Origin of the sequence: Bradyrhizobium sp. SZCCHNPS1003, assembly GCF_032381555.1 — a bacterium.
Lineage (GTDB): Bacteria > Pseudomonadota > Alphaproteobacteria > Rhizobiales > Xanthobacteraceae > Bradyrhizobium.
In genome coordinates, this window is sequence record NZ_JAUHIU010000012.1 from 93,173 (window position 1) to 117,434 (window position 24,262).

The window sequence follows — 24,262 nt, forward strand, 5'->3', positions numbered from 1 at the left end:
GGTCATGAGCTTTTGGGATGATATCGGAGATGCCGTCAGTTCCGCCGTGGACGACGTGAAGGACGTCGCGAAGGATGTGGCGGGTGCGGTCGGCGGTGCGGCGGGCGCCGTGGTCCATACGGTCGAGCACGTCGCCGGCGATGCGGCCCATGCCGTGGGCAGCGTGGTGCATGGCATCGGCGCGCTCGGCGGCGAGGCCATCCATACCGTGGGCGGCGTACTCGGCGCGATCGGGCACGGTGCCGAGGCGATCGGCGGCGGCCTGCTTCACACCGTCGGCGACGTGGCTTCGACCGTGGTCCATGTCGGCGGCGACGTCCTCCATACCGGGATCAACGTCGCTGGCGACGTGGCGTCCGGGGTCGGCCATCTGGTGCATGGCGACATCGACGGCGTCATCAACGACGTCAAGCATATCGGCGGCGACATCGTCGATGGCGGACTCAAGGTCGGGGGCGACGTGGCGCATGGCGCCCTCGACGTCGCCGGCGACCTCGCACACACCGCGGTCGGCCTCGGCGAGGCCGGGCTGGAGGCGGCCGGCGCAGTCGGCCACGGCGCGCTCGGCATGGCCGGCACCATCGTCGGAACGGCCGGCGAGGTCGGCATGGACGCGCTCGACGCCGCAGGCGCGGTGGTGAAGGGCGGCTTCGACGCCGGCGTGGCGGTGGCCGACGGCGCCATCGGCGTGGTCACCGACACGGCGTCGGCGGCGGGCCACCTGGTCGGCGGACCGATCGGCGAGGCGATCTCCGGCATCGCCCACGGCGCCGATGCGGTCGGCACCGGCATCGTCGATGGCGTCGGCCATTTCGTCGGCGAGGGTCTCAACGGGCTGGCACAGACCGCCGGCGAGTTGAGCCACTCTCTGGGGCAGCAGCTCGACGCGATCGGCCACGACCTGGGCTCGCTGGTCAACGACCTCAGCCATGGCGATCTCGGCGCGGCGATCGGCGACGTCTTCAAGCTGGCCCAGGACGGCCTGCGCAGCGACGGCAGCATCCAGATCGCTCATGCGGGACAGGACGGCGGCAGCCATGGCGGGTTCTGGGACTCGATCGCGCAGGCGATCCATCAGTCCGGCGACAACGTCCAGGGCGGCCAGGGCCCCGGCCCCGGCTTCCCCGGCCCGTTGCACGGCGAGGGCTCGTCGCACAACCCGATCATCGTCGACAATTTCGGCGACCATGGCCATGCGGGCAACACCGGCATCGTGCCGCCGAATTTCGACCACGCGCTGGTGGCCGTGCACGACGCGCCGCACGCCGACTACAGCCACATCGTCCAGATGGACGATTCGCATCACTTCGCGATGCATGGCTGAGACGCCGGCGCTCAGCCGGCAGGCATCCCGCCGTGACCGTCACGGCGGGATGTCGCGTCAGGACCGATCGGCGTCGTGCTGGACGATGGCCGGCGGCGCGCCGATCGCCTGCGCGCGATCATGCGGCTGATCGTTCATCGCCGAGAGCGCACACAGCGCCAGCGAGCCCCAGACAGCGGCGCTGAAATACAGCGACATCCAGGCGATCTCTTCCTTCCAGTGCTCGAACTCGTGGGTGACGGTCCAGCGCGTCGCGGAGTCGCGCAGGCCGACGAGCGGATGCAGCAGCGGCGTGCCGGCGGCGCGCTCGATGCGCCAGCGCTTCACATACATCGGGACATCGATCACGACGAGGAAGGCGAGATAGCAGGCGACGCCGACGAGGCCAGCGATCAGAAGCCCGCGCACCATACCGTCGAACTCCGGCAGCAGCCGGCCGAGGCCGATGCCGACGAACAGGAAGGCCACCGCCCACAGCGAGTTCTCGATCGCGTTGTAGAGGAAATTCCTGGTGACGACCGCGTACCAGGAACAGATCTCGGCAACGACGATCAGCGGCACGATGATGCGGGCCATGTTGACCGCGGTCTCGGCATCCGCGATCGCGCCGAGCTGCGCCAGGATGATGGCCCATTGCGCCGCGAAGGCGATCTCGGCGATGGTCGCCACGGTGCGGCCGACGAACACGCTCGACAGCCAGCTGTCGACCAGACAGATGCGCTGCACGTCGGCGCGCGGCAGCACCGAGCGGAAGGCGCAGCCGAACACATAGGCCGCCGATAGCACCAGCATCGAACCGGTCTGGGAAGCCTGGCCCAGGGTATTGCTGCCGCCGTTGAGCTGGCGGTACAGGATGAACCAGAACACGATGTTGGCGAGGCTGACGAGCGTCAGCATCGCCCACCACAGACCGACCGGGTTCGACAGGGCTCGCGACTGCGCACGCATCCGGGCACTCCAACTTTCATGTGACTGACATTTGATCGTATTAATTCCGTCACGGAGCGGCAACCCGTTCCGGCCACGGAGGGTCGCAAAAGGCCGTGTGCCGGCGAGCCCTGCGGCCGGCGTTGGGAGTTGCCCGAGTTCCTTGCAGGAACCCGAAGGCGATCGGCGTCACCGTGGCGATGGACGATTTCGGCAAGCCGATGCTGCAGGAGGCCATCAGCAGGATGATTCGTTTGGTCGGAGGTACGCCGGCGGCTGCCGTCGACGTGCAGGCCAAGAAGGCTGCGGCCGCGTGACGGCAGATCTTGTCATCGTGATTGCCTTGCGGCTGAACTGAACAGGCGGCCGCGAATGTGATGGCTCACCCTCCCCTGGAGGGGGAGGGTGACCCCGGCACGCAGCCCGGCCAAGCTCGGCGCAGCGTTACTCAGAACGTCCGGATGATCTTGAAATCGAGTCCGTCAGCCGCGGCGAGATGCATCGCCGTGCCGGCCCGGCCCTGCCGGATCGTCACCTCGCCGCGCGCGCCGGAATAGACGATGTTGCGGCCGGCGGCGGCGAGCGGTCGCAGGGACAGCGAGCCGGCGCGCTCGGCGGCCGCCTTCAGGAAGCGCAGGCCCTCGTAGTTCGACTGGCCGACCGATCCGACCGGCGGCGCATCGGCGCCGAACATCGCGGTGTAGCGGCTCATGAACGCGTCATTGGCCTTGGAGCCGATGCAACTGAAATAGCCGGAGGCCGAATACAGGTTCTCGGTGTTGTCGGCGCCGATGCCGAGCAGCACCGTTTCGTCCACCGCGCCGGCGAGGCGCAGGGTAGTCGCGGCGAGGCCCGACTCGCCGAAAGCCCGATTGAAGGTGATGCTGTCGGTGCCGATCAGCGAGATCAGCACGACATCGGGCCTGGCGGCGCGGATGCGCGCCAGATGCGCCTCGTGATCATCCTCGCCGACCGGCACGAACTCCTCGCCGACCACCTGGCCGCCGGCCTCGGTGATGTAGGTCTTGGTCTGAAGGTGGGACTGCCAGGGCCAGACGTAGTCGCTGCCGATCAGATACCAGCGCCGGGCGCGCTTGTTCTCCGCCAGCCAGTGGATCGCGGGGCGGGTCTGGCTGTGCGGCGTCTCGCCGATCGCCATCACGCCGGGCGTGCGCTCGCCGCCTTCATAGACCGGCGTATACACATAAGGGGTGCGGCCGCGCGTGAGCCGGCGCAGCGCCAGCCTGACGGCGCTGATATGCGAGCCCATGACGACGTCGATGTCGCCGAATTCGAGCGCGTCCCTGGCACGATCGGTCACCTCGTCCACCGGCCCGCCGGAATCGTAGAACGACAACTCGATCTCGCGCCCGAGGATGCCGCCGCGGCGGTTGATCTCGGACACCGCGAGCAGCGCGCTGTTGGTCGCGGCCGGCCCCCAGATGCCGGGCGACCCGGAGAAGGTAAGGAAATTGCCGATGCGCAGCCGGTTCTGGGAGCCGCGCCGCTGGATACGGTCAGGATCGAACGGGGCGAGTGCGGGAAGGCCGGCCCGCCGGGGCGGGCTCCTGAACAGCAGCGATGGCGGCAGACTGAGACGCCCGGCCGTGACAGATCCTGTCGAGAGCACACCCACTCCTTGGCCGCAACCGTGTCTGGCCCATTGTGGACCGGCGGTCATACGCCGTCAAAATCAGCACGCGTTCGGCAAATATCCTATTCGAAAATGTTGAATGTTCAAGAATTGGGATGCATATAGATCGGGCAGCAACTGCCGGACATTCATTCAAGTCGGGACCGCAAGCGAAATTCACCGTGGCCAAACCGCCCCATCCCAACACCCCCCTCACCGAACATCTCGCCTACCTGCTCGCGCAAGCCAACCGGGAGATCAACCGGCAGCTGGAGTCGCGCCTGAGCACCGAGGGCGTGCCCGTCGAGCAGTGGCGCATCCTCAAGGTGCTCTCGGACGGCGAGGGGCACTCGATGGGCGATCTCGCCGACGCGGTGCTGCTGAACCACCCGACCCTGACCAAGATGATCGACCGCATGGTGTCGGACTCGCTGGTCTACCGCCGCCAGGACGCCCATGACCGCCGCAAGGTGCTGATGTTCATCAGCGATCATGGCAAGGCGCTGTGCAAGCGGCTGAACTCGCTCGCTGCCAGCCAGGAGGCGCACATCCTGGAGAATTACGGCGACAAGGCCACCGGCGAGCTGAAGCGGCTGCTGGAGAATCTGATCGACGCGGCGAGCTGAGCGGCTGCTGTAGGGTGGGCAAAGGCGCGCCGAGCTACTGATTTGACTAAGACTGGCTCTCGCGCCGTGCCCACCATTGCGCACCGAGCACGCCGATGGACGGTGAGCACGGCGCGTTGACTGCATACCGCGGAGCAGCACCGGTGGACGCGCCTTTGCCCACCCTACCGCATCCCGCCTGCGGCAAATGTGTCTGCTCGCCCCGGCAACGCCGGGATAGACGCAAGACGAATCCTCCCTCATCCTGTCCTGTGACGATCGCGACGAACGGGCCGCCAACAGAGCCCGCGCGCGATCCCGGTTGGACCCGTCGTCCGGCCGGACGAGGACACGCCAGAGGGAGGACAGGCCATGGGCATTCATTTGCTCGATCGCGCCATTGGCAGCGACTATCCGACATTCGCCAGCACGGCTGACATCCGCGCCTTTGAGCAGACGCCGTACAGCGAACGGATCGCGGCGCAGAGCACCTATGAGGCGCTCAAATGCGGGGCGTCCGCCAATCCGGACGCGCCGGCGATCCAGTTTCTGCAGAATGCCGACCCGGCCGACACGCCGGTCGTGATCTCCTATCGCGACTTCGTCGCCAGGGTGACGCAGGCCGCGAACATGTTTCATGCGCTCGGCGTCGGCCCCAACGACGTCGTCAGCTTCATGCTGCCCCTGGTGCCCGACGCCTTCGTCACGCTGTTCGGCGCGGAGGCCGCCGGGATCGCGAACCCGGTCAACCCGCTGCTGGAGCCGCACCAGATCGCCGAGATTCTCGATGCCGCCAAGACCAAGGTGCTGGTGGCGCTGGGCCCCCTGCCCGGCACCGACATCTGGCAGAAGGTCGAGAAGGTCCGTGGCGACCTCAAACACCTCAAGGCGATCGTGCAGGTCCATGGCGGCGGCGGTGATCCGGCGAACGGCATCCACGCCTTCAACGACCTGATCAAGCCGCAGCCGGGCGATCACCTCGTCAGCGGCCGGCAGATCAAGGCCAGCGATACCGCGGCCTATTTCCACACCGGCGGCACCACCGGCACGCCGAAGCTGGTGCGGCACAGCCATGGCAACCAGGTCTACCAGGCCTGGGGCATCAACCTGGTCCTGAAAGCCAAGCCCGGCGGGACGCTGCTGTTCGGCATGCCGCTATTCCATGTCGGGGGATCACTGACGCAGGCGCTGCAGACCCTCTCCGCGGGCGGCAGCCTCGTCGTGCTCTCCGGTGCCGGCTGGCGTAACCCGAACGCGGTACGCAACATCTGGGGCCTGGTCGAGCGCTTCAAGCCGGAGACGCTGTCGAGCGTGCCGACCGTGCTCGCCGCGACGTTGGCTGTGCCGCAAGGCGCGGCCGACATCTCCAGCCTGCGCTATGCCGCGGGCGGCGGCTCGGCCATCCCCGTCGCGGTCGGACAGGCGATCATGGACAAGCTCAGGCTGCCGGTCGTCGAGGTCTACGGCATGACCGAGACCGCGAGCGTGCACACCATGGCCTATCCGGACCAGCCGATCCGGCTCGGCTCGGTCGGCCTGCCGCTGCCCTATGCGCAAGTGCGCATCGTCAAGCTCGATGCTGACGGGCGCTATGAGCGCGACTGCGCGGCGGACGAGATCGGCGTCGTCATCATGGCCGGGCCGGGCGTGTTCTCAGGGTATCTCGACGACACCCACAACAAGGGCGCCTTCGTCCAGGGACATTGGGTCAATTCCGGCGATCTCGGCCGGCTCGACGCCGACGGCTTCCTGTGGATCACCGGCCGCGCCAAGGACCTCGTGATCCGCGGCGGCCACAACATCGATCCGGCGCCGATCGAGGAAATTTTGTTTCAGCATCCCTCCGTCGGCTTCGCCGCCGTGGTCGGCCAACCCGACGCCTATGCCGGCGAGCTGCCGATCGGCTACGTCCAGCTCAAGCCGGGGGCTGCCGTGCAGCCGGGCGAGCTGGAGGACTGGGTGCGCGCCCGCACGCCCGAGCGCGCCGCGGTGCCGGTGCAGATCATCCCGATCGACCCGATGCCGGTCACGGGCGTCGGCAAGGTGTTCAAGCCGCAATTGCGCTGGGACGCCGCGACGCGCGTGTTCACCAAGGTGCTGTCGCAGGTCACCGACCGCGGCATCGATTGCAGTGTGAAGGTCGGCCCGCACGGCAGCCACGGCAGCATCGCGACGGTGACGTTGCGCAACGTGCCTGCGGAGACCCGCGAGGCGGTCGAGAACGAGGTGCACACGCTGCTGGCGCCGTTCGTGATCCGGCATGAGGTGGTGATGGGGTGAGCCGCGATTCGGCGTGAGACAGCCGTCTCGGCATTTGATCGGGACGGTGGTGCTCTGGCACGATGCTGACGCGCTTCGTCACGTTTGCCAGGCCGAAGACGATGAACCCAACCGACATCACCATCGCGATCGAAGATGCCAGACAGGCTGATGTCGCCGACCTCATCGCGGAGGCCAATGCCTATCTGCGGACGCTATACCCTGCTGAAAGCAATCATCCCGTCGATGCCCACGCGCTCTCGGTGCCCGGAGCCGCATTTTTTGCCGCCCGTCGTGACGGGACGCTGCTCGGATCGATCGCCCTTCGGCTCATCGGTCCAGGACACGCCGAGATCAAGCGATTGTTCGTCCGCGAAACCGCCCGCGGCTGCGGGCTCGGACGCAGGCTCCTCATGACATTGGAAGACGAGGCCCAAGGTCGCGGGCTTGGGCGCGTGAGCCTCGAAGTGGGCATCAGACAGCCGCAGGCGATCCAGCTCTATCGCAGCTCCGGCTATCAGGATTGCGGGCCGTTCGGGATCTACCGACTCGATCCGCTCAGCCTGTTCATGACCAAACGGCTGGTGGCTTGACCAGGCTGACCCGAACGGTGCTTGGGTGTCCGGATGCATCGAACGTGCAGTCAGGGGGAGTGACGAAAGGTCGGACAACAAAGTATCCCCCGCGCGGCGGCGCCTCACCCCGACGCGTGAGAGCTCTCGGCTCCGCTACTCCGGATGCGCCTTTGGCTTCGTCGATTGCAGCCGCAGCTCACCTGTCGGACTTGCCACCCCCTTGTCGGCAGCAACCTTGCGCAGCACATCCGGCCGGTCGGAGATGATGCCGTCGACGCCGTCATCGATCAGTTGCGCCATGTCCGCGGGCTTATTGACCGTCCAGACCACGACCTCCAGGCCAAGCGCATGCGCCTCGGCAATCAGCTCCGGCGTGACATCGGTAAAAAGGGCGACCACACCTTGCCGCCGGCCGCGTGAATCGTCCGCGGCAGCGAGCCGCCGTGATCGGCGGGGTTGAAGCCCGCGGTCCAGCGCGTCGCCTCGGTCGGCGACACCGTGGGCGTCTTGCCGCTTTGCCGTGACAGATAGACGGTGGGGATCCCAGGCGCGCGCTGCTGCACCAGTTGCAAGGTGCGCCAGTCGAACGACTGGATCATGACCCGGTCGGTGAAGTGCTCGGCCTCGATCAGGCCGAGCAGCAGGGATACGAACCGCTCGGGGTCCAGCGCTTCATTCGGAAGCGCTGGATCGAGCTTGGTCTCGATGTTGAGGCGCACGCGATCCTTGCCCGAGCCCCTGACGAGATCGATGACCTGCTTCAGGGTCGGAATGCGCGGCGGCGGGACGTCCCCAGAGATCACCTGCTGCTCGGGAAACTGCCTGGCGTAGTCGCTGCCGGGACGGATCTGGCCGACGTCGTAGGACTGCACCTCCGCAAGCGGCAGACCGATCAGCAGCGGCCCCGGCGGCGCAACGTAGTTGCCATCGGGGGCGCGGGCGAGATCGGGATTGAGCCGTCGCTCATGCGAGACCACCAGCACGCCGTCCTTCGTGACGCCGACATCGAGCTCGAGCGTGTCGACATGAAAGGCCAGAGACATCTTGAAGGCCTGCAGCGTGTTCTCCGGATAAAGCGCACGCCCGCCGCGATGGGCCTCGATGTCAAAGGCCATGGCAGGGCTCGCAAGCTCGAGCGGCAACAGAGCGGCGGTGAGGAACAGGGTGGGACGACGGTGCATGGCACCAGCCTACCACGGCAGCGCGGAATGCCCATTCCCCTTGTCTCCGCCGGGCATCTGAACTAGGCCTTTCGCCATCGGACCAGCCGACAACGCTGGCCAAGGACGGATCGAAGGGAGGCGATCCGCACGCGCAGCAGCGCCGTGCCTGCATCCCTTTGCCCCTCCTTTCGCGTTCTGCTTTCGAGTTCACGTGCGACGGACCATGCCCATGACCGATCTTCCTGTCATCATCGCCGGCGGCGGCATCGGCGGCCTCGCGACCGCACTCACATTGCAGCAGATCGGCGTGCCCTGCATCGTCTACGAGAGCGTGCGCGAGATGCGGCCGCTCGGGGTCGGCATCAACCTGCAGCCCAACGCGGTGCGGGAATTGTATGACCTCGGCATCTCGGCCGACGATCTCGACCAGGTCGGCGTGCCCGCGCGCGAATGGGCGCTGGTCGGGCTGAATGGCAACGACATCTATTCCGAGCCGCGCGGCCTGCTCGCCGGCTATGACTGGCCGCAATATGCCGTGCATCGCGGCAAGCTGCACATGCTGCTGTACAGCCGGCTGGTGGAACGCGCCGGCGCTGGAAGCGTGCGGCTCGGCAGTCGCGTTGCGGGCTACGAGAAGAACTCGGACGGATCGGTAACGGCCCGCATCGAGCATGCCGATGGATCGCGCATCGAGACGCGCGGGCGGCTGCTGATCGGTGCCGACGGCATCCACTCGGCGGTGCGCGCGCAGATGCACCCCACACAGCCGCCGATTCATTGGGGCGGCGCCGTGATGTGGCGCGGCGTGACCTGGGCGAAGCCGATGCGCACCGGCTCGTCCTTCGTCGGCCTCGGCACCCATCGCCACCGCGTCGTGGTCTATCCGATCTCGCATCCCGACCCGAAGACGGGGCTGGCGCTGATCAACTGGATCGCGGAAGTGACGATGGACAACACCGAGGGCTGGAAGCAGACTGGCTGGTTCCGCCAGGTACCGGTGACGGAGTTCGCGCATCATTTTGCCGGCTGGACCTATGACTGGCTCGACGTGCCCGCGCTGATCGCCGGCGCCGACGGCGCCTATGAGAACCCGATGATCGACCGCGATCCAGTACCGACCTGGGTCGACGGCCCGGTGGCGCTGATGGGCGACGCCGCGCATGCGATGTATCCGACCGGCTCCAACGGCGCCAGCCAGGCCATCGTCGACGCCCGCGTGCTCGGCGCCTGCCTGCTCGCGCACGGCGTCACGCCGGCCGCGCTCGCCGCGTATGACGAGAGACTGTGCGGCCCGATCTCACAAGTCATCCTGCGCAACCGTGGCGCCGGCCCGTTCGGTCTGCTCAACCTGGTCGACGAGCGCTGCGGCGGGACGTTCACGAACATCGACGACGTCATCCCACCGGCCGAGCGCGAGGCGTTCATGGCCGGTTACAAGAAGGCCGCGGGATTCGCCATCGAGCAGTTGAACGCGGCGCCGCGGACGATTGCGGAAGGCGCGCGCGTTGAGGTGGTGAAGGCCGCCTGATCCGAACTCAGCTGATGCCACGAGCAAGCACGCGACGCAGCAGCGCGACTGTTGACCTTCCATGACTTGTTGCTGGCAGAGTTAGAGTTTATGAGTTGGGTAGTGTAGATCGCAGCATCGATTGGGACCCAACGGTTGGCCGGCAAGTCAAGCTCCGCAGGACCCCACTGCATAGTATTTCAGCGACCAGACTCCCTCCGCCAATAATCGGCGGAGGCCTCTGTAATCTTTTTTGGTGAGTTGACGGATCATGCAACGACCGGACTACGCGGCGAACTACGAAATCTTAATGGCGGTAGTCACCCATCTTGCAGTGAACAAGTGGCCAGCTCGCCAACCGAAAGGCATTGCGAAAGATCTATCGATAGAGAATGTCGATGCGGTGCGCGGTGTGTTAAGGACCTTCAAAGGGCTCTTTCGAGAGTCGAGAGGCGTGTCGCGAGATCATGGAGAACCGCTCTACTCACTTCATTTGAGACATTCTCGATTCGTCGTTGCTGACGAAGAGCAGGAACGCCCCCCGCTCAATACTGAAGATCTATTCGCTCTTCTTCGTTTGGTTTCAGAGAAGGCAGCTCAGCAGACCCAACAAGCTTCCGCCCTCAGGATCGCAGCTCTTACTTCAATAATCTCGCTGATGGTTGCTGCCGCATCGCTACTCGTGGCCCTTCACAAGGGCTTATGACGCATTCCTTAGGCAGGTTTCGACATCCGCTCCAACCCAGAACGAATTATTCGTCAACGCGAGCGCAGCTAAGCAATCCAGAGCTGATTGCGAGACTCTGAAATTGCTTCGCTTGCGCTCGCAATGACGATGGAGAGACTGCCTCAGTCCGCGCTTAAGCGTACCTGCCGTGGCAGTGCTTGTACTTCTTCCCCGAGCCGCAGGGGCAGTCCTCGTTGCGGCCGATCTTGCCCCAGGTGGTGGGGTCGTTCGGGTTACGCGCTTCGGCCGGGACCGGAGCGACGCCGGAGGACGGCACCACGGAGACGTTGGCGAAGGCCATTTCGTCCTCACCGGTGTTCGGATCGACGTGGTGCGCCTGCATCGGCGGCAGCACCGGCTGCTGCTCCTCCGGCGGCACGATCTCGACGCGCATCAGTTGCGCGGTGACCGCCTCGCGCAGATGCGCGATCATGGCCTCGAACAGCGTGAAGGCTTCCGACTTGTACTCCTGCAGCGGATCGCGCTGGCCGTAGCCTCGCAGGCCGATGACCTGGCGCAGATGGTCGAGCATCACCAAGTGCTCGCGCCAGAGGTGGTCGAGCGTCTGCAGCAGGATGGTCTTCTCGACGTAGCGCATCACGTCGGGGCCCCATTGCGCGACCTTGGCGGCCATGCGCTCGTCGGCATGGGTCTCGATGCGCTTGAGCAGCTCCTCGTCGGCGATGCCCTCTTCCTTCGCCCATTCGTCGACCGGCAGGTCGATGTCGAGCACACGCTTCAGCTCCTCCTTCAGGCCGGCGACGTCCCACTGCTCGGCATAGGCATGCTCGGGCACGTGCTTGGCGACGAGGTCGTCGATGAAGGCGTGACGCATGTCGGTGATCGTCTCGACCACGCTCTCGTCCTGCATCAGCTCGACGCGCTGGTCGAAGATCACCTTGCGCTGGTCGTTCTGGACGTTGTCGAACTTCAGGAGGTTCTTGCGGATGTCGAAGTTGCGCGCCTCGACCTTCTGCTGCGCCTTCTCCAGCGCCTTGTTGATCCAGGGGTGGATGATGGCCTCGCCTTCCTTGAGGCCGAGGCGGGTCAGCATGCTGTCGAGCCGGTCGGAGCCGAAGATCCGCATCAGATCGTCTTCCAGCGACAGGAAGAACTTCGAGCGGCCGGGATCGCCCTGGCGGCCGGAGCGGCCGCGCAGCTGGTTGTCGATGCGGCGGGATTCGTGGCGCTCGGAGCCGATGATGTAGAGGCCGCCGGGCTTGGTCACGGTCTTGGCCGGCTTGGAGCCCTTGGCGGGCTCGATCTCGACCGTCTCCTCGGCCTTCAGCACGATCTCGCGGAAGCGGGCGATGTCGGCCTTGATCTGCTCGATCTTGGCGGCCTTCTCGGCCTCGTCGGTGATCCCGGCGGTCTCCTGCTGCAGGCGCATCTCGAGCGAGCCGCCGAGCTTGATGTCGGTGCCGCGGCCGGCCATGTTGGTCGCGATCGTGATCGCGCCGGGCACGCCGGCTTCGGCCACGATATAGGCCTCCTGCTCGTGGAAGCGCGCGTTCAGCACCGCGAACAGCTTGGCCGGCTTGCCGGCGCGGGCCGCCGCATAGAGCTTGTCGAGCGCACGCTCGCTGCCGAAGTCGATCTGCTTGTAGCCGTGCTGCTTGAGATAGGCGGCCAGCACTTCCGACTTCTCGATCGAGGCGGTGCCGACCAGCACCGGCTGCAACCGGGAGTTCGCCCGCTCGATCTCGGCCAGGATCGCGGCATATTTCTCCTGCTGGGTGCGGTAGACCTCGTCGTCCTCGTCAAGACGTGCGACCGGCAGGTTGGTCGGGATCTCCAGCACTTCGAGCTTGTAGATGTCGAACAGCTCGTCGGCCTCGGTGGCGGCCGTGCCGGTCATGCCGGCGAGCTTGGCATACATGCGGAAGTAGTTCTGGAACGTGATCGAGGCCAGCGTCTGGTTCTCGGGCTGCACCGGCTGGTGCTCCTTGGCCTCGAGCGCCTGGTGCAGGCCTTCGGAATAGCGCCGGCCCGGCATCATGCGGCCGGTGAACTCGTCGATGATCACGACCTCGCCGTCGCGGACGATGTAGTCCTTGTCGCGGGTGAACAGCGTGTGCGCGCGCAGCGCCTGGTTGATGTGGTGGACGACGGAGACGTTCTCGACGTCGTAGAGCGACTCGCCCTTGAGCTGGCCGGCATCGCGCAGCAGGGTCTCGATCTTCTCCATGCCGGCTTCGGTGAGCGTCACCGTGCGCTGCTTCTCGTCGACCTCGTAGTCGGTCTTGTCGAGCTTCGGCACGAAGGTGTCGATGGTGTTGTAGAACTCCGAGCGGTCGTCGAGCGGGCCGGAGATGATCAGCGGCGTGCGCGCTTCATCGATCAGGATGGAGTCCACCTCGTCGACGATCGCGAAGAAGTGTCCGCGCTGGACCATGTCCTCCAGGCGGTACTTCATGTTGTCGCGCAGATAGTCGAAGCCGTATTCGTTGTTGGTGCCGTAGGTGATGTCGCAGGCATAGGCCGCCTTGCGCTCGGCATCGTCGAGGCCGTGCACGATCACACCTGTGGTCAGGCCGAGGAAGCCGTAGATCTGGCTCATCCAGCCGGCGTCGCGGCGGGCAAGGTAGTCGTTCACCGTCACGACGTGGACGCCCTTGCCGGCCAGCGCGTTCAGGTAGACCGCGAGCGTCGCCACCAGCGTCTTGCCTTCGCCGGTCTTCATCTCGGCGATGTCGCCCTCGTGAAGCACCATGCCGCCGATCAGCTGGACGTCGAAATGGCGCTGGCCGAGGGTGCGCTTGGAGGCCTCGCGGACGGTGGCGAAGGCCGGGACCAGGATGTCGTCGAGCGTCTTGCCGTCGGCGAGCTGCTTCTTGAACTCCTCGGTGCGCGCCTTGAGCTGCTCGTCGGTCAGGTTTGCGAGCTCCGGCTCCAGCGCATTGATGGCGTTGACACGGGACTGATAGCCCTTGACGCGACGGTCGTTGGCGGAGCCGAATAGCTTACGGGCGAGCGCGCCGATCATTGCTGAAATCCTGCCTCTATGGGTCTGCGTTGCAGCCGTAACTCATGGTTTGGGTTTGCTGTTCCCGACGTGATGCACCGCAGCACCCGCGCCAGCCTCGACCTTCGGCGCCGGGCGGCGTCCGCCAGATGAGTGGGAGACAGGCAAACCAGGGTTCAACGGCCAAAAACGCAGCAAAATAAGCGCTATCGCCCTTGAAGCGACCGGGGAGAGATATGGCTGGGGGGGAACGTTGTCAACGGCGCCCGACAGCCGGGCCGTCGCCGCCCACCTGTCGCCGATTTCACGAAATTGACAGACTTTTCGCGTTGCCAAGGCACGGCGATTGGGCGAGTGTCCCGGCCGCCCTGAGGCCTCCCCCCTCGAGCCCCCTCTTCTCAACAAGGATTTTCCATGACCACGTCGTTCCCGGTTACGAAAACCGGCCTGCGCCTCGGCCTTGCCACCGCTCTCGCCGGAAGTCTCGCGTTGTCCCTGCTTGCCGCGCCCGCACGCGCCGCCGACGATGCCAACCCGGTGCTGGCCAAGGTGAACGGCGCCGAGATCCGCAAGAGCGACGTGACGCTCGCCGAGGAGGAGCTCGGACAGAGCCTCGCGCAGATGGATCCGGCGACCAAGGACGAGAACGTCCTGTCGTTCCTGATCGACATGAAGCTGGTCGCCAAGGCGGCCGAGGACAAGAAGGTCGCCGACAGCGAGGAGTTCAAGAAGCGCCTCGCCTTCACCCGCAACCGGCTGCTGATGGACAGCCTGCTTGCCAGCGAGGGCAAGGCCGCGACCACGCCGGACGCGATGAAGAAGGTCTACGAGGAGGCCGCCAAGCAGATCGGCGGCGAGCAGGAGGTGCACGCCCGCCACATCCTGGTCGAGACCGAGGACGAGGCCAAGGCCGTCAAGGCCGAGCTCGCCAAGGGCGCCGATTTCGCCGAGCTCGCCAAGAAGAAGTCCAAGGACCCCGGCGCCTCGGACGGCGGCGACCTCGGTTTCTTCACCAAGGAGCAGATGGTGCCGGAATTCGCCAACGTCGCCTTCGCGATGGAGCCGGGCAAGATCTCGGACCCGGTGAAGACCCAGTTCGGCTGGCACGTGATCAAGGTCGAGGAAAAGCGCAGCCGCAAGCCGCCGGAGTTCGACCAGGTCAAGAGCCAGATCGAGACCTACGTCACCCGCAAGGCCCAGGCCGACTATGTCGGCAAGCTGCGCGAATCCGCCAAGATCGAGCGCCTGGACAAGCCGGCCGCCGACGCCGCCAAGCCGGCGGATGCGAAGCCGGCCGAGCCGGCGAAGAAGTAAGCGGCTCGGCTACTTGGCTTGAGGCGCGACATGGTCGCGTCATAAATGGTGTCGTCCCGGCGAAAGCCGGGACCCATACCGCGTGATGTTTGAAACAGGCACGTGGCCGATACCGGGGCTCCCAACTGGACCCTGTGGTTATGGATCCCGGCGTTCGCCGGGATGACAGCAGTGGGTGCAGTGACATCCACTCCCACAACGACGACCGAGATGATACAGAGCGCTTCCCGCTCATTCCTGCCGGAAGCTCTCGATGTCCTCAGCCGTCTCCCCGCTCGCCCCCACCGATGTCCCCGACATGCCCGCCGTTGCGGGCGTCAAGCTCGCGACCGCGGCGGCCGGCATCCGCTACAAGAACCGCACCGACGTGCTGCTGGCGCTGCTCGATCCCGGCACCGCCGTCGCCGGCGTGTTCACGCTGTCGAAATGCCCGTCGGCGCCGGTCGAATGGTGCCGGGCCAAGCTGAAGGGCGGCAAGGCGCGCGCCCTGGTGGTCAACTCCGGCAACGCCAACGCCTTCACCGGCAAGACAGGCAAGCAGTCGACGGCGCTGACGGCGGCGATCGCCGCCAAGGCGGTCGGCTGCAAGCAGGACGAGATCTTCCTCGCCTCGACCGGCGTGATCGGCGAGCCGCTGGATGCGACCAAGTTCGACGGCGTGCTCGAAGGGTTGGCCGGCACCGCGGCGCCTGAGGACTGGATGGGCGCAGCGCGCGCCATCATGACCACCGACACCTTCCCGAAGGTCGCGACCGCGACCGTCAAGCTCGGCAAGGCCAAGGTGACGATCAACGGCATGGCCAAGGGCGCCGGCATGATCGCGCCCGACATGGCGACGATGCTGTCGTTCATCTTCACCGATGCGCCGATTTCGGCACCCGCGCTGCAGGCCCTGCTCAAGGCCGGCGTCGAGGACACCTTCAACGCGGTGACGATCGACGGCGACACCTCGACATCCGACACGCTGCTCGCCTTCGCCACCGGGACCGCCGCGGCGAAGGGCGCACCGAAGATCAGCCGCGCCAGCGATCCGCGCGCGAAAGCGTTCGTGAAGGCGTTCAATGCCGTGCTGGCCGACCTCGCCGAGCAGGTCGCGCGCGACGGCGAGGGCGCCCGCAAGCTGGTCGAGATCATCGTCGAGGGCGCCAAGAGCAAGCCGTCGGCGCGCAAGATCGCGATGTCGATCGCCAACTCGCCGCTGGTCAAGACCGCGATCGCCGGCGAGGACGCCAATTGGGGCCGCGTCGTGATGGCCGTCGGCAAGGCCGGCGAGCCGGCCGACCGCGACAAGCTCTCGATCTCCTTCAACGGCATCCGCGTCGCATCGAAGGGCGCGCGCGATCCGTCCTATGACGAGACGGAAGTCTCCGAGGCGATGAAGGCGCAGAAGGTGCAGATCAAGGTGGCGCTCGGCCTCGGCAAGGGCCGCGACCGCGTGCTGACCTGCGACCTGACCAAGGAGTATGTCGCGATCAACGGCGACTACCGGTCCTGATTCCGCAACCGACCGCGGCCAGGAAGCGCGCAGATGCCGGCGCGCTTCCGGGGGCCGAGTCGATCAGCTCGCGATCCGTGCGTCGGCGACCGCCTTCTGGAACAGCGCCTTCATCGCCTCCGCGATGCCCTGCGTCGGCGACACCTCGAAATAGAACCCGTCCGAGGCGCAAGCCTGCATCTTCTGCGCGATCTCGCTGTGCGGCGACGGGCCGAACGGCCCCTTGTTGAAGGGATCGATCCAGCTCATGTACCAACTGTTGGTCGGCAGCTGCAGATAGGTGGTGTAGAGCACCGCGATCTTGATGCCGCGGTTCTTGAGCGTGGTGCAGAGCGCCGGATTGATCGGCGACTGGCAGCGGTTGCCGCTGGCCTTTGGCTTCAGGCAGGCGGCGTTGCTCTCGTCCGCGACGCCATCGGAGACGAAGAACAGGTATTTCAACGGCGAGCCGGTGGTGCCGTCGCCCGGCGTCGAGATCTCGTTGTTGATGGCGGGGAACACCGTGGTGAACGGCGTATCCTTGTCGGCCGTGTAGGAGTCGTTGTTGCCGTAGACGCCCATCAGGTCGATGTTGCCTGCGGCGCTCTTGGCGCTGGACAGGCTCGACGACAGCGAGAACAGCGCCCGCAATCCGATCGTCTTCGACGCCGCGCCGAAATCGTAGATCGCCATGCGGAACTGGTTCGTATAGGTCTGCGTCTGCTGCGCCGTGTCCATCAGCTGCTGGGTGGCGCTGCGCAGCACGTCGATCCGGGTGGTCACGCCGAGCGTCTTGGCGAGGTTATAGTAGTTGTTGGAGTCGTTGTAGTCGTGGCATGCGAAGGCGCATTTGTCCGAGGTCGCATTGACCATCTTGGTCACGTCCGCCGGCGTCGCCGCCACGCCCATCGACGGCGAATTGTCGAGCAGCAGGTAGAAATCGATGTATCGCGGCATCGAGGCCTTCGCCGTCGACGAGCCGTTCAAGGTCATGGTCTTGAACCCGACGATGTTCATGAACATCATGGGCACGGTGGCCGAGAACGACACGGTGGCGCTCAGCACCGAGCCGGCCTTCTTCACCTCCGGCGTCAGGCTGGTCAGCGTATAGCCTGATGTGCCGGACATGTTGCCGTTGAAGATCTTCGCCGCGTCGTCATTGCCGGCGGCGATCACCCCGTCCGAGGTCATCGCGCCCGCGGCGATGAAGGCCGGCGCCGTCCGGGACACCGCGCCGACCGATGCGGCATCGACCGCCGCCTGCAGCTTGGCGCGCATCTGGTTGGCCCGGCTGTAGTCGACGCCGCAGCCGACCGCCGTGATCAGCGGAACGCAGACGATGGCGAACGTCACCGCGACGTTGCCGCTGACGTCGCGGCGAAGGCGGGCAAGCAGGCTGGATACAATTCGCATGAATGATGCCTAACGAGCCATGAGGGGGTCACGGCGTTCACCCGTGAAAATACGCGGGCGGCCATTAAGGTTGGCTTATTTCAACCGTGGAAACGGGGCTCAAAACGGCCTAGGTTAAAACTCCCTCAACAGGCGCGCCTGGTTCTCGGACCGGCCCATCCCTCTCGAAACCCGATCGGACCATGCCCGACCTGAAACTCACGCTCGTGGTCGCCTGCGCGCTCGTCGACGCCGACAATCGCGTGCTGCTGGCGCAGCGGCCGCCCGGCAAGGCGCTCGCGGGCCTCTGGGAATTTCCCGGCGGCAAGCTCGAGCCCGGCGAGCGCCCGGAAGCCAGCCTGATCCGCGAGCTCGACGAGGAGCTTGGCATCACCGTGCGCGAGGCCTGCCTCGCGCCGCTGACCTTCGCCAGCCACGCCTATGAGACGTTCCATCTGCTGATGCCGCTCTACATCTGCCGGCGCTGGGAAGGCCTGGTGACCGCGCGCGAGGGCCAGCAACTGGCCTGGGTGCGGCCCAACAAGCTGCGCGACTACCCGATGCCGCCCGCGGACATCCCGCTGCTGCCGCATCTGATCGACTTGTTGATGTGAGCCGCGGCGACAGCCTCACGCTCACGCGTCATGCGCGGGCCTGACCCGCGCATCCATCTACATTTCGGACTCTTCAAGAGGGATGGATCGCCGGGTCAAGCCCGGCGATGACGAGAGTGGCTATTCATCCGCTCCCGCGCGAGGGCTCCGCTTCACTGCCGCCTCTAGGCTCGCCGTCGCCGAACCCGGCTTCAGCGGCTTCTGCTGGCTCTCATGCGGGGCCCAGCCTGACAACCAGATGATGTCGAAGGTGGCGCGGATGCGGCCGTCGGGATCGGCGAAGCGCTCGGCGTAAATCTCGGCCATACGCAGCAAGGTCGCGCGGCGCGTCGGCGTGCGACGGCGCTCGACCAGGCTGTTTGTCGCGCCCATGCGGCGGAGATCCTGCATCAGGCCGAACGCGCTGGCATAGCGGACCACGACCCGGTCGACGTCGGTGACGGGCAGCGCGAAGCCTGCACGCTGCAGCAGGCCGCCGACGTCGCGCAGATCGGCGAACGGCGCGACGCGCGGTGATACGCCGCCCTCGCACTCTGCCTCGGCGGCGGCGAAGGATTGCCGGAGCTCGGTCAGCGTATCGCCGCCGATCATGGCCGCCAGCAGCAGACCATCGGGGTGCAAGGCCCGGCGAATCTGCACCAGCAGTCCGGGCAGATCGTTGACGAATTGAAAGGCCAGCGCCGACAGCGCGAGATCGAGCGATTGCGCGGCCAGCGGCAGCCGCTCATCCGCCGTTTCGGGCGCAGCGATATGTGCGAGCTGCGAGAGGCGTCCCGAAAGATACGGCTTCAAGCCCGCGGCCGGCGTCCAGACGTCGGCAGCCGCGGTGAAGGACCGGTTCACTGCCGCAAGCCGATCCTCGATGTCCTCCGCAACGCGCTCCAACAGGAAGGTCTCCGGCGCTGCTGCAGCCCGCCGCTGCCTGAGCGCGAGCAGGCTGCGATCGAACAGAACGGGAGCGGTGACGGGCTGGGTCATGGGGGCTGGTTACGCCGATCCTCGCGGCCGGGCAATGCACCGCTTGAGCCGCGTCCGAGGCCACGCTAACCTGCGATGACCCGAGCCAAAAATAGCGGCGTTCTCCGATCGAGTTCATTGCGATCATGCTCACGGTCCACCTTCGCGACATCAGCATCGAGGTGGTCGAGGCCTGGCGGTCCGCGTTCGCAGGCGTCGGCGAGGTCCAGGTCTCTCACGGAAGCATTCTGGACCAGCAGGCCGATGCCATCGTCAGCCCGGCGAACAGCTTCGGCTTCATGAACGGCGGCATCGACTTGCACTATGCACGCTTCTTCGGTTGGCAGGTCGAGACAGAGCTGCGCGAGCTGCTGGCCGCGCAACATTATGGCGAGCTTCCGGTCGGACAGGCCGTGATCCTCCCGACCGGACATCCGGAGCTTCGCTATCTCATTTGCGCTCCGACCATGCGCGTGCCATCGCGCATCGACGGAACACCGAACGTCTATCTCGCGTTCCGAGCCGCTCTGATTGCGGTCCAGGTACACAACACGCGCGAAGCCGGGCCGATCACCTCCCTGCTGGCACCGGGCATGGGCACCGGCATCGGGGCCGTGCCGCCACGTCAAGCCGCACGCCAGATGCGAGCGGCATATGATGCGATCGTTGGCGGGCACGGACGTAGGAGCAGGACGGCGCGCGCCATCCTGGGCGAGCATCATGATCTCCTTGCCTGATCCCGTTCGCTCCGTCGTTGGCTCGGTCTGCGGCGTGATGGCCCACGCAGCCAAGCTCGCGCTCGACATTGCACTGCCGACCTTGTGCATCGCCTGCCGCGAGCCGGTCGACGGCGAGGGCGTCTGTCCCGCCTGCTGGGGCAAATTGTCGTTCATCGAGCGGCCGTATTGCCCGAAGCTCGGCATCCCCTTCGTCTACGATCCCGGCCCCGAGCTGCTGTCGATGGAGGCGATCGCGGCGCCGCCGGCCTATGCCCGGGCGCGCGCCGCCGTGCGCTATGACGAGGTCGCGCGCACCCTGGTGCATCAGCTGAAATATCAGGACCGCACCGATCTGGCGCCGATCATGGGCCGCTGGATGGCTCGCGCCGGCCGCGAGCTGCTGGCCGAGGCCGACCTCGTGGTGCCCGTGCCGCTGCACTGGCGGCGCGGCTTCAGCCGCCGCTACAACCAGTCCGGCGCGCTGGCGCGGGTGATCGCCCGGTCCAGCGGCGTCCGAATGCAGGGCGATGCGTTGCGCCGCGTGCGGGCGACCGAGCAGCAGGTCGGCCTGTCGCGCGCCCAGCGCGCCAGCAATGTGCAAGGCGCATTCCAGGTATCTTCAGACCGCCTGCATGACGTGCAGGGGCGCCGCATCGTGATCGTCGACGACGTGCTGACCACCGGCGCGACGGTGGATGCCTGCGCCCGCGCTCTGCTGCGCGCCAAGGCGGCCGAGGTCAGCGTGCTGGTTTTCGCCCGGGTTGTCGATGCCCCCCGCGCTCCCATATAATCTGTCGTTCCGTAACAGCTGAGCGCGACATGACCGCTGCGATCGAAATCTATACCCGTCCGGGGTGCGGCTACTGCACGGCCGCCAAATCGCTTCTGACCCGCAAGAACGTTCCCTTCACCGAGCATGACGCGGGCAAGGATCCGACGATCCGGCAGAAGATGTATGATCGTGTCGGCCCGGGCTCGACCTTTCCGCAGATCTTCATCGGCCACACCCATGTCGGCGGCTGCGACGATCTCTATGCGCTCGATCGCGAGGGCAGACTCGACGCCATGCTGGCGGGAGACAAGGCGACATCATGAGCAACGACCGCAGCTTTACCGCCGCCATGGTGCAGATGCGCACCTCGCTCCTGCCCGAGCCGAGCCTCGAGCAGGGCACCAGGCTGATCCGGGAAGCGGTCGCGCAGGGCGCGGAGTACGTCCAGACGCCGGAAGTGAGCAACATGATGCAGCTCAACCGGACGGCGCTGTTCGAGCAGCTCAAGAGCGAGGCGGACGATCCCTCTCTCAAAGCCTATCAGGCGCTCGCCAAGGAGCTGAGCATCCATCTGCACATCGGATCGCTGGCGCTGCGCTTCTCGGCAGACAAGGCCGTGAACCGCTCGTTCCTGATCGGCCCCGAGGGCAACGTGCTGGCGAGCTACGACAAGATCCACATGTTCGACATCGACCTACCGGGCGGTGAGAGCTATCGCGAGTCGGCCAACTATCAGCCGGGCGAGACGGCGGTGATCTCGGATCTGCCCTGGGGTCGTCTGGGGCTGACGATCTGCTACGACGTGCGCTTCCCGGCGCTGTATCGTGCGCTGGCCGAGAGCGGCGCCTCGTTCATCAGCGTGCCCTCCGCCTTCACGCGCAAGACCGGCGAGGCGCACTGGCACACGCTGCTGCGCGCCCGCGCCATCGAGACCGGCTGCTTCGTGTTCGCCGCCGCCCAATGCGGCCTGCACGAGAACAAGCGCGAGACCTTCGGCCACTCGCTGATCATCGATCCATGGGGCGAGATTCTCGCCGAGGGCGGCGTCGAGCCCGGCGTGATCGTGGCGCGCATCGATCCGTCGCGGGTCGAGAGCGTGCGCCAGACCATTCCTTCGCTGCAGCACGGCCGCCGGTTCGGCATCGCCGACCCCAACGCGGGTCCGGACTATCTGCACCTGGTGCGGGGCTCGGCATGATCCGCTATGCGCTGCGCTGCGAGCGTGACCACACGTTCGAAAGCTGGTTCCAGAGCTCCTCGACCTACGATTCGCAGGTGAAGCGCAAGCTGGTGGAATGCCCGACCTGCGGCTCGACCAAGGTCGAGAAGGCGATCATGGCGCCGCGCATCGTCAGCAAGAAGGGCCGCGAGGCCGTTCCAGTGCCAGTGCCGGCCTCACCGCCGCCAGCGCAGGAAGTAATTTCGCCGGGATCGACCGCGCTGATGATGGCGCAGGAGCGCGAGCTGCGCGCCAAGCTCAAGGAGCTGCGCGACCACATCGTCAAGAACGCCGACGATGTCGGCGAGCGTTTCCCAACGGAAGCGCGCAAGATGCATTACGGCGAGACCGAGCACCGGCCGATCTATGGCGAGGCCTCGCTCGACGAGGCCCGCGAACTGATCGAGGAAGGCATCGAGGTCGCCCCGATCCCGGTGCTGCCGGACGACCGGAATTGAGCAATCGAGAAGGCCTCTTCGTCATTGCGAGCGAAGCGAAGCAATCCAGGAGTCGAGGACAGATTCTGGATTGCTTCGCTTCGCTCGCAATGACGGGGGAGAGATCTCGGCCTGCACTCTCTCTTTCGCCGGTGTGACGACATGTCCCCCCTCTCCTCCTCCTGGCAGCTCTGGGCTCTGCTGTCGGCGCTGTTTGCGGCCCTCACCGCCATCTTCGCCAAGGTTGGCGTCGAAGGTCTCAACTCCGATCTTGCCACGCTGATCCGCACCGCGATCGTGCTGGTGACGCTGGCGCTGATCCTGTTCGCGACGGGCCAGCTCACCAGCCCGGGACCGATCTCGACCAAGAGCTGGGTGTTCCTGACGCTGTCGGCGCTTGGCACCGGCGCCTCGTGGTTGTGCTATTTCCGTGCCCTGAAGCTCGGCCCCGCGACGCTGGTCGCGCCGATCGACAAGCTCAGCGTCGTGCTGGTCGCCTTGTTCGGCGTCGTGTTTCTCGGCGAACGACCGAGCCTGCAGGGCTGGATCGGCATCGTCCTGATCGCGGCCGGCGCCGTGCTGATCGCGATCAAGGGCTGACTATACTGCGATCAGCAGCGCTACCCCGGCAACGATCAGCACGATGCCACAGACCTCGCGCAGCGAAACCGGCTGCTTGAACGAGTAGTACGACACGCCCTGCGCGAACAGCACCTCGATCAGCGCGAGCGTGCGGACGTTGGCAGCCGCCGTCAGCGCGAAAGCCAGGAACCAGAATTGCGACGCGAAGGCGCCGACGAAGCCGGCCATCATCGACGGCCGCCACAGCGACAGGATTCCGCGCAGGATGTCCGGCGCGCGCGCCAGCAGGTAGACGGTCAGGATCGCGGTTTGCACGAACAGGCCCCAGACCAGCGTGTACGATGCGGCGGTCACGAAGGAGACGCCGTCGACGGTGATGATGGCGCCGCGGAAGCCGACCGCCGACAGGGCGAACGCCGCCGCCGCAACGAGGCCGGTCACGGTCGGCTTCAACTCCGCAAAGCTCTTGTCGCCACCGGGCCGAAGCGCCGTGACGACGACGCCGATGGTGGCGATCAGGATCGCGATTACCTTCGGCACCGAGAGCGGATCGCCGAGGAAGATGAAGCCGAAGATCGCGGTCTGGATCGCTTCGGTCTTCAGATAGGCCGTGGTGACGACGAAGGAGCGGTCGGTCATCGCCAGCAGCATCAGCCCGGTGGCGATGATCTGGCTGAGCGCGCCGAGCAGCAGCCACGGCCAGAACGCCGCCGACGGCCACGGCAGATGGTCGCCGGTGGCCAGCAGCACCGCGGTCAGGAACACCAGCGAGAACGGGAAGCCGAACAGGAAGCGGATGTTGGTCGCGCCCCAGGTGCCGAGCTTCGCCGTCAGCGACCGCTGCATCGCATTGCGTGCGACCTGACCGGCGGCAGCCACCAGCGTGAAGGGAATCCAGAGCGAGGCGATGGAGAGCATGCGGGCACGGAGCGGCTGTGAAGGCCGGCCACCGTGACCAGCGCGAGGCGTCGGGTCAACAGCTCAGGCGGCAATTCAGTCGCATGTCAGGATTGCAGATCGCGGCGGGATGACAAACCACTATCTGCAGTTTGTGGTAAGCTCGCGTCACAACGACGGTGTCGTCCCTGCGAACGCAG

At 66.2% G+C, this 24,262-nt stretch carries 22 protein-coding genes and 1 pseudogene; 16 read left to right on the plus strand and 7 right to left on the minus strand.

The annotated features are described in order from the left end of the window. The first annotated feature begins 4 nt into the window (after positions 1–4). Positions 5–1,324 carry a hypothetical protein gene (locus tag QX126_RS20720; RefSeq protein ID WP_315783319.1) on the plus strand — a complete coding sequence of 440 codons (1,320 nt, stop codon included), beginning with the start codon at positions 5–7 and terminating at the stop codon, positions 1,322–1,324. Between the two features lie 57 nt (positions 1,325–1,381). Here the strand turns inward: QX126_RS20720 and QX126_RS20725 are convergent, their stop codons facing one another. Further along, entirely contained in the window at positions 1,382–2,272 is an 891-nt protein-coding gene (locus tag QX126_RS20725; RefSeq protein WP_315783321.1) for a hypothetical protein, read from the minus strand. Between the two features lie 122 nt (positions 2,273–2,394). Here QX126_RS20725 and QX126_RS20730 point away from each other — a divergent pair, with 122 nt between their 5' ends. Continuing rightward, positions 2,395–2,568: a hypothetical protein gene (locus QX126_RS20730; protein WP_315783322.1), complete on the plus strand. Its 174-nt coding sequence runs from the start codon at positions 2,395–2,397 to the stop codon at positions 2,566–2,568. Between the two features lie 131 nt (positions 2,569–2,699). On the opposite strand, the gene QX126_RS20735 is transcribed toward QX126_RS20730, so the two are convergent. Next, a complete protein-coding gene (locus tag QX126_RS20735; RefSeq protein ID WP_315783324.1) occupies positions 2,700–3,881 on the minus strand; it encodes a substrate-binding domain-containing protein in 1,182 nt (393 codons plus the stop codon). Between the two features lie 185 nt (positions 3,882–4,066). Here QX126_RS20735 and QX126_RS20740 point away from each other — a divergent pair, with 185 nt between their 5' ends. The 3 genes from QX126_RS20740 to QX126_RS20750 all read left to right on the plus strand — a co-directional run bounded on the left by QX126_RS20740 (position 4,067) and on the right by QX126_RS20750 (position 7,341). Next, complete coding sequence (locus QX126_RS20740; RefSeq protein WP_315735215.1) at positions 4,067–4,510, plus strand: MarR family winged helix-turn-helix transcriptional regulator; 444 nt, start codon at positions 4,067–4,069, stop codon at positions 4,508–4,510. 351 nt (positions 4,511–4,861) lie between these two features. Continuing rightward, entirely contained in the window at positions 4,862–6,769 is a 1,908-nt protein-coding gene (locus QX126_RS20745) for an acyl-CoA synthetase (protein ID WP_315783326.1), read from the plus strand. A gap of 62 nt (positions 6,770–6,831) precedes the next feature. Then, on the plus strand, positions 6,832–7,341 hold the full coding sequence (locus QX126_RS20750) for a GNAT family N-acetyltransferase (RefSeq protein WP_315783328.1): 510 nt from the start codon (positions 6,832–6,834) through the stop codon (positions 7,339–7,341). A 135-nt stretch (positions 7,342–7,476) separates the two neighbouring features. On the opposite strand, the pseudogene QX126_RS20755 reads toward QX126_RS20750, so the two are convergent. Beyond that, positions 7,477–8,438: pseudogene (locus QX126_RS20755) on the minus strand (glycerophosphodiester phosphodiesterase). A 277-nt stretch (positions 8,439–8,715) separates the two neighbouring features. On the opposite strand from QX126_RS20755, the gene QX126_RS20760 reads away from it, so the two are divergent. Further along, positions 8,716–10,014 (plus strand): flavin-dependent oxidoreductase, encoded by a 1,299-nt coding sequence (locus QX126_RS20760; RefSeq protein ID WP_315783330.1) that lies wholly within the window; start codon positions 8,716–8,718, stop codon positions 10,012–10,014. Positions 10,015–10,264: 250 nt separating this feature from the next. Then, positions 10,265–10,699: a hypothetical protein gene (locus QX126_RS20765; RefSeq protein ID WP_315783332.1), complete on the plus strand. Its 435-nt coding sequence runs from the start codon at positions 10,265–10,267 to the stop codon at positions 10,697–10,699. Between the two features lie 154 nt (positions 10,700–10,853). On the opposite strand, the gene secA is transcribed toward QX126_RS20765, so the two are convergent. Continuing rightward, entirely contained in the window at positions 10,854–13,706 is a 2,853-nt protein-coding gene (gene secA / locus QX126_RS20770; RefSeq protein ID WP_315735224.1) for a preprotein translocase subunit SecA, read from the minus strand. 393 nt (positions 13,707–14,099) lie between these two features. Between secA and QX126_RS20775 the strand changes: the two genes are divergently transcribed. Both QX126_RS20775 and argJ read left to right on the plus strand, forming a co-directional pair. After that, complete coding sequence (locus tag QX126_RS20775; RefSeq protein ID WP_315783334.1) at positions 14,100–14,999, plus strand: peptidylprolyl isomerase; 900 nt, start codon at positions 14,100–14,102, stop codon at positions 14,997–14,999. Between the two features lie 253 nt (positions 15,000–15,252). Next, the gene (gene argJ / locus QX126_RS20780; RefSeq protein WP_315773188.1) at positions 15,253–16,494 is read left to right on the plus strand and encodes a bifunctional glutamate N-acetyltransferase/amino-acid acetyltransferase ArgJ; all 1,242 of its coding nucleotides are present in this window, start codon (positions 15,253–15,255) and stop codon (positions 16,492–16,494) included. 63 nt (positions 16,495–16,557) lie between these two features. Here argJ and QX126_RS20785 read toward each other — a convergent pair whose 3' ends face one another. Continuing rightward, a complete protein-coding gene (locus QX126_RS20785) occupies positions 16,558–17,886 on the minus strand; it encodes a TadE/TadG family type IV pilus assembly protein (RefSeq protein WP_315783335.1) in 1,329 nt (442 codons plus the stop codon). Positions 17,887–18,068: 182 nt separating this feature from the next. Here QX126_RS20785 and QX126_RS20790 point away from each other — a divergent pair, with 182 nt between their 5' ends. Next, the gene (locus QX126_RS20790) at positions 18,069–18,479 is read left to right on the plus strand and encodes a (deoxy)nucleoside triphosphate pyrophosphohydrolase (protein ID WP_315735232.1); all 411 of its coding nucleotides are present in this window, start codon (positions 18,069–18,071) and stop codon (positions 18,477–18,479) included. A gap of 120 nt (positions 18,480–18,599) precedes the next feature. Here QX126_RS20790 and QX126_RS20795 read toward each other — a convergent pair whose 3' ends face one another. Further along, positions 18,600–19,457, minus strand: coding sequence for a methyltransferase domain-containing protein (locus QX126_RS20795; protein WP_315783337.1), 858 nt, complete (start codon positions 19,455–19,457; stop codon positions 18,600–18,602). A 161-nt stretch (positions 19,458–19,618) separates the two neighbouring features. On the opposite strand from QX126_RS20795, the gene QX126_RS20800 reads away from it, so the two are divergent. The 6 genes from QX126_RS20800 (at position 19,619) to QX126_RS20825 (ending at position 23,183) form a co-directional block, all read left to right on the plus strand. After that, complete coding sequence (locus QX126_RS20800) at positions 19,619–20,173, plus strand: macro domain-containing protein (protein WP_315783339.1); 555 nt, start codon at positions 19,619–19,621, stop codon at positions 20,171–20,173. Then, positions 20,157–20,945, plus strand: a complete 789-nt coding sequence (locus QX126_RS20805) for a ComF family protein (RefSeq protein ID WP_409999114.1) — start codon at positions 20,157–20,159, stop codon at positions 20,943–20,945. The genes QX126_RS20800 and QX126_RS20805 overlap by 17 nt, the downstream gene beginning before the upstream one ends. Before the next feature lie 29 nt (positions 20,946–20,974). Next, positions 20,975–21,250, plus strand: a complete 276-nt coding sequence (grxC, locus tag QX126_RS20810; protein WP_315735238.1) for a glutaredoxin 3 — start codon at positions 20,975–20,977, stop codon at positions 21,248–21,250. Then, positions 21,247–22,125 (plus strand): carbon-nitrogen hydrolase family protein, encoded by an 879-nt coding sequence (locus QX126_RS20815; protein WP_315735240.1) that lies wholly within the window; start codon positions 21,247–21,249, stop codon positions 22,123–22,125. The genes grxC and QX126_RS20815 overlap by 4 nt, the downstream gene beginning before the upstream one ends. Further along, positions 22,122–22,604, plus strand: coding sequence for a DUF1178 family protein (locus QX126_RS20820; RefSeq protein ID WP_315783341.1), 483 nt, complete (start codon positions 22,122–22,124; stop codon positions 22,602–22,604). Before QX126_RS20815 ends, QX126_RS20820 begins: the two co-directional genes overlap by 4 nt. A 141-nt stretch (positions 22,605–22,745) precedes the next feature. Then, positions 22,746–23,183, plus strand: coding sequence for an EamA family transporter (locus QX126_RS20825; protein ID WP_315783343.1), 438 nt, complete (start codon positions 22,746–22,748; stop codon positions 23,181–23,183). Here the strand turns inward: QX126_RS20825 and QX126_RS20830 are convergent, their stop codons facing one another. Continuing rightward, positions 23,184–24,083, minus strand: a complete 900-nt coding sequence (locus QX126_RS20830; protein ID WP_315783345.1) for an EamA family transporter — start codon at positions 24,081–24,083, stop codon at positions 23,184–23,186. It lies immediately after the preceding gene. Positions 24,084–24,262 lie beyond the last annotated feature (179 nt).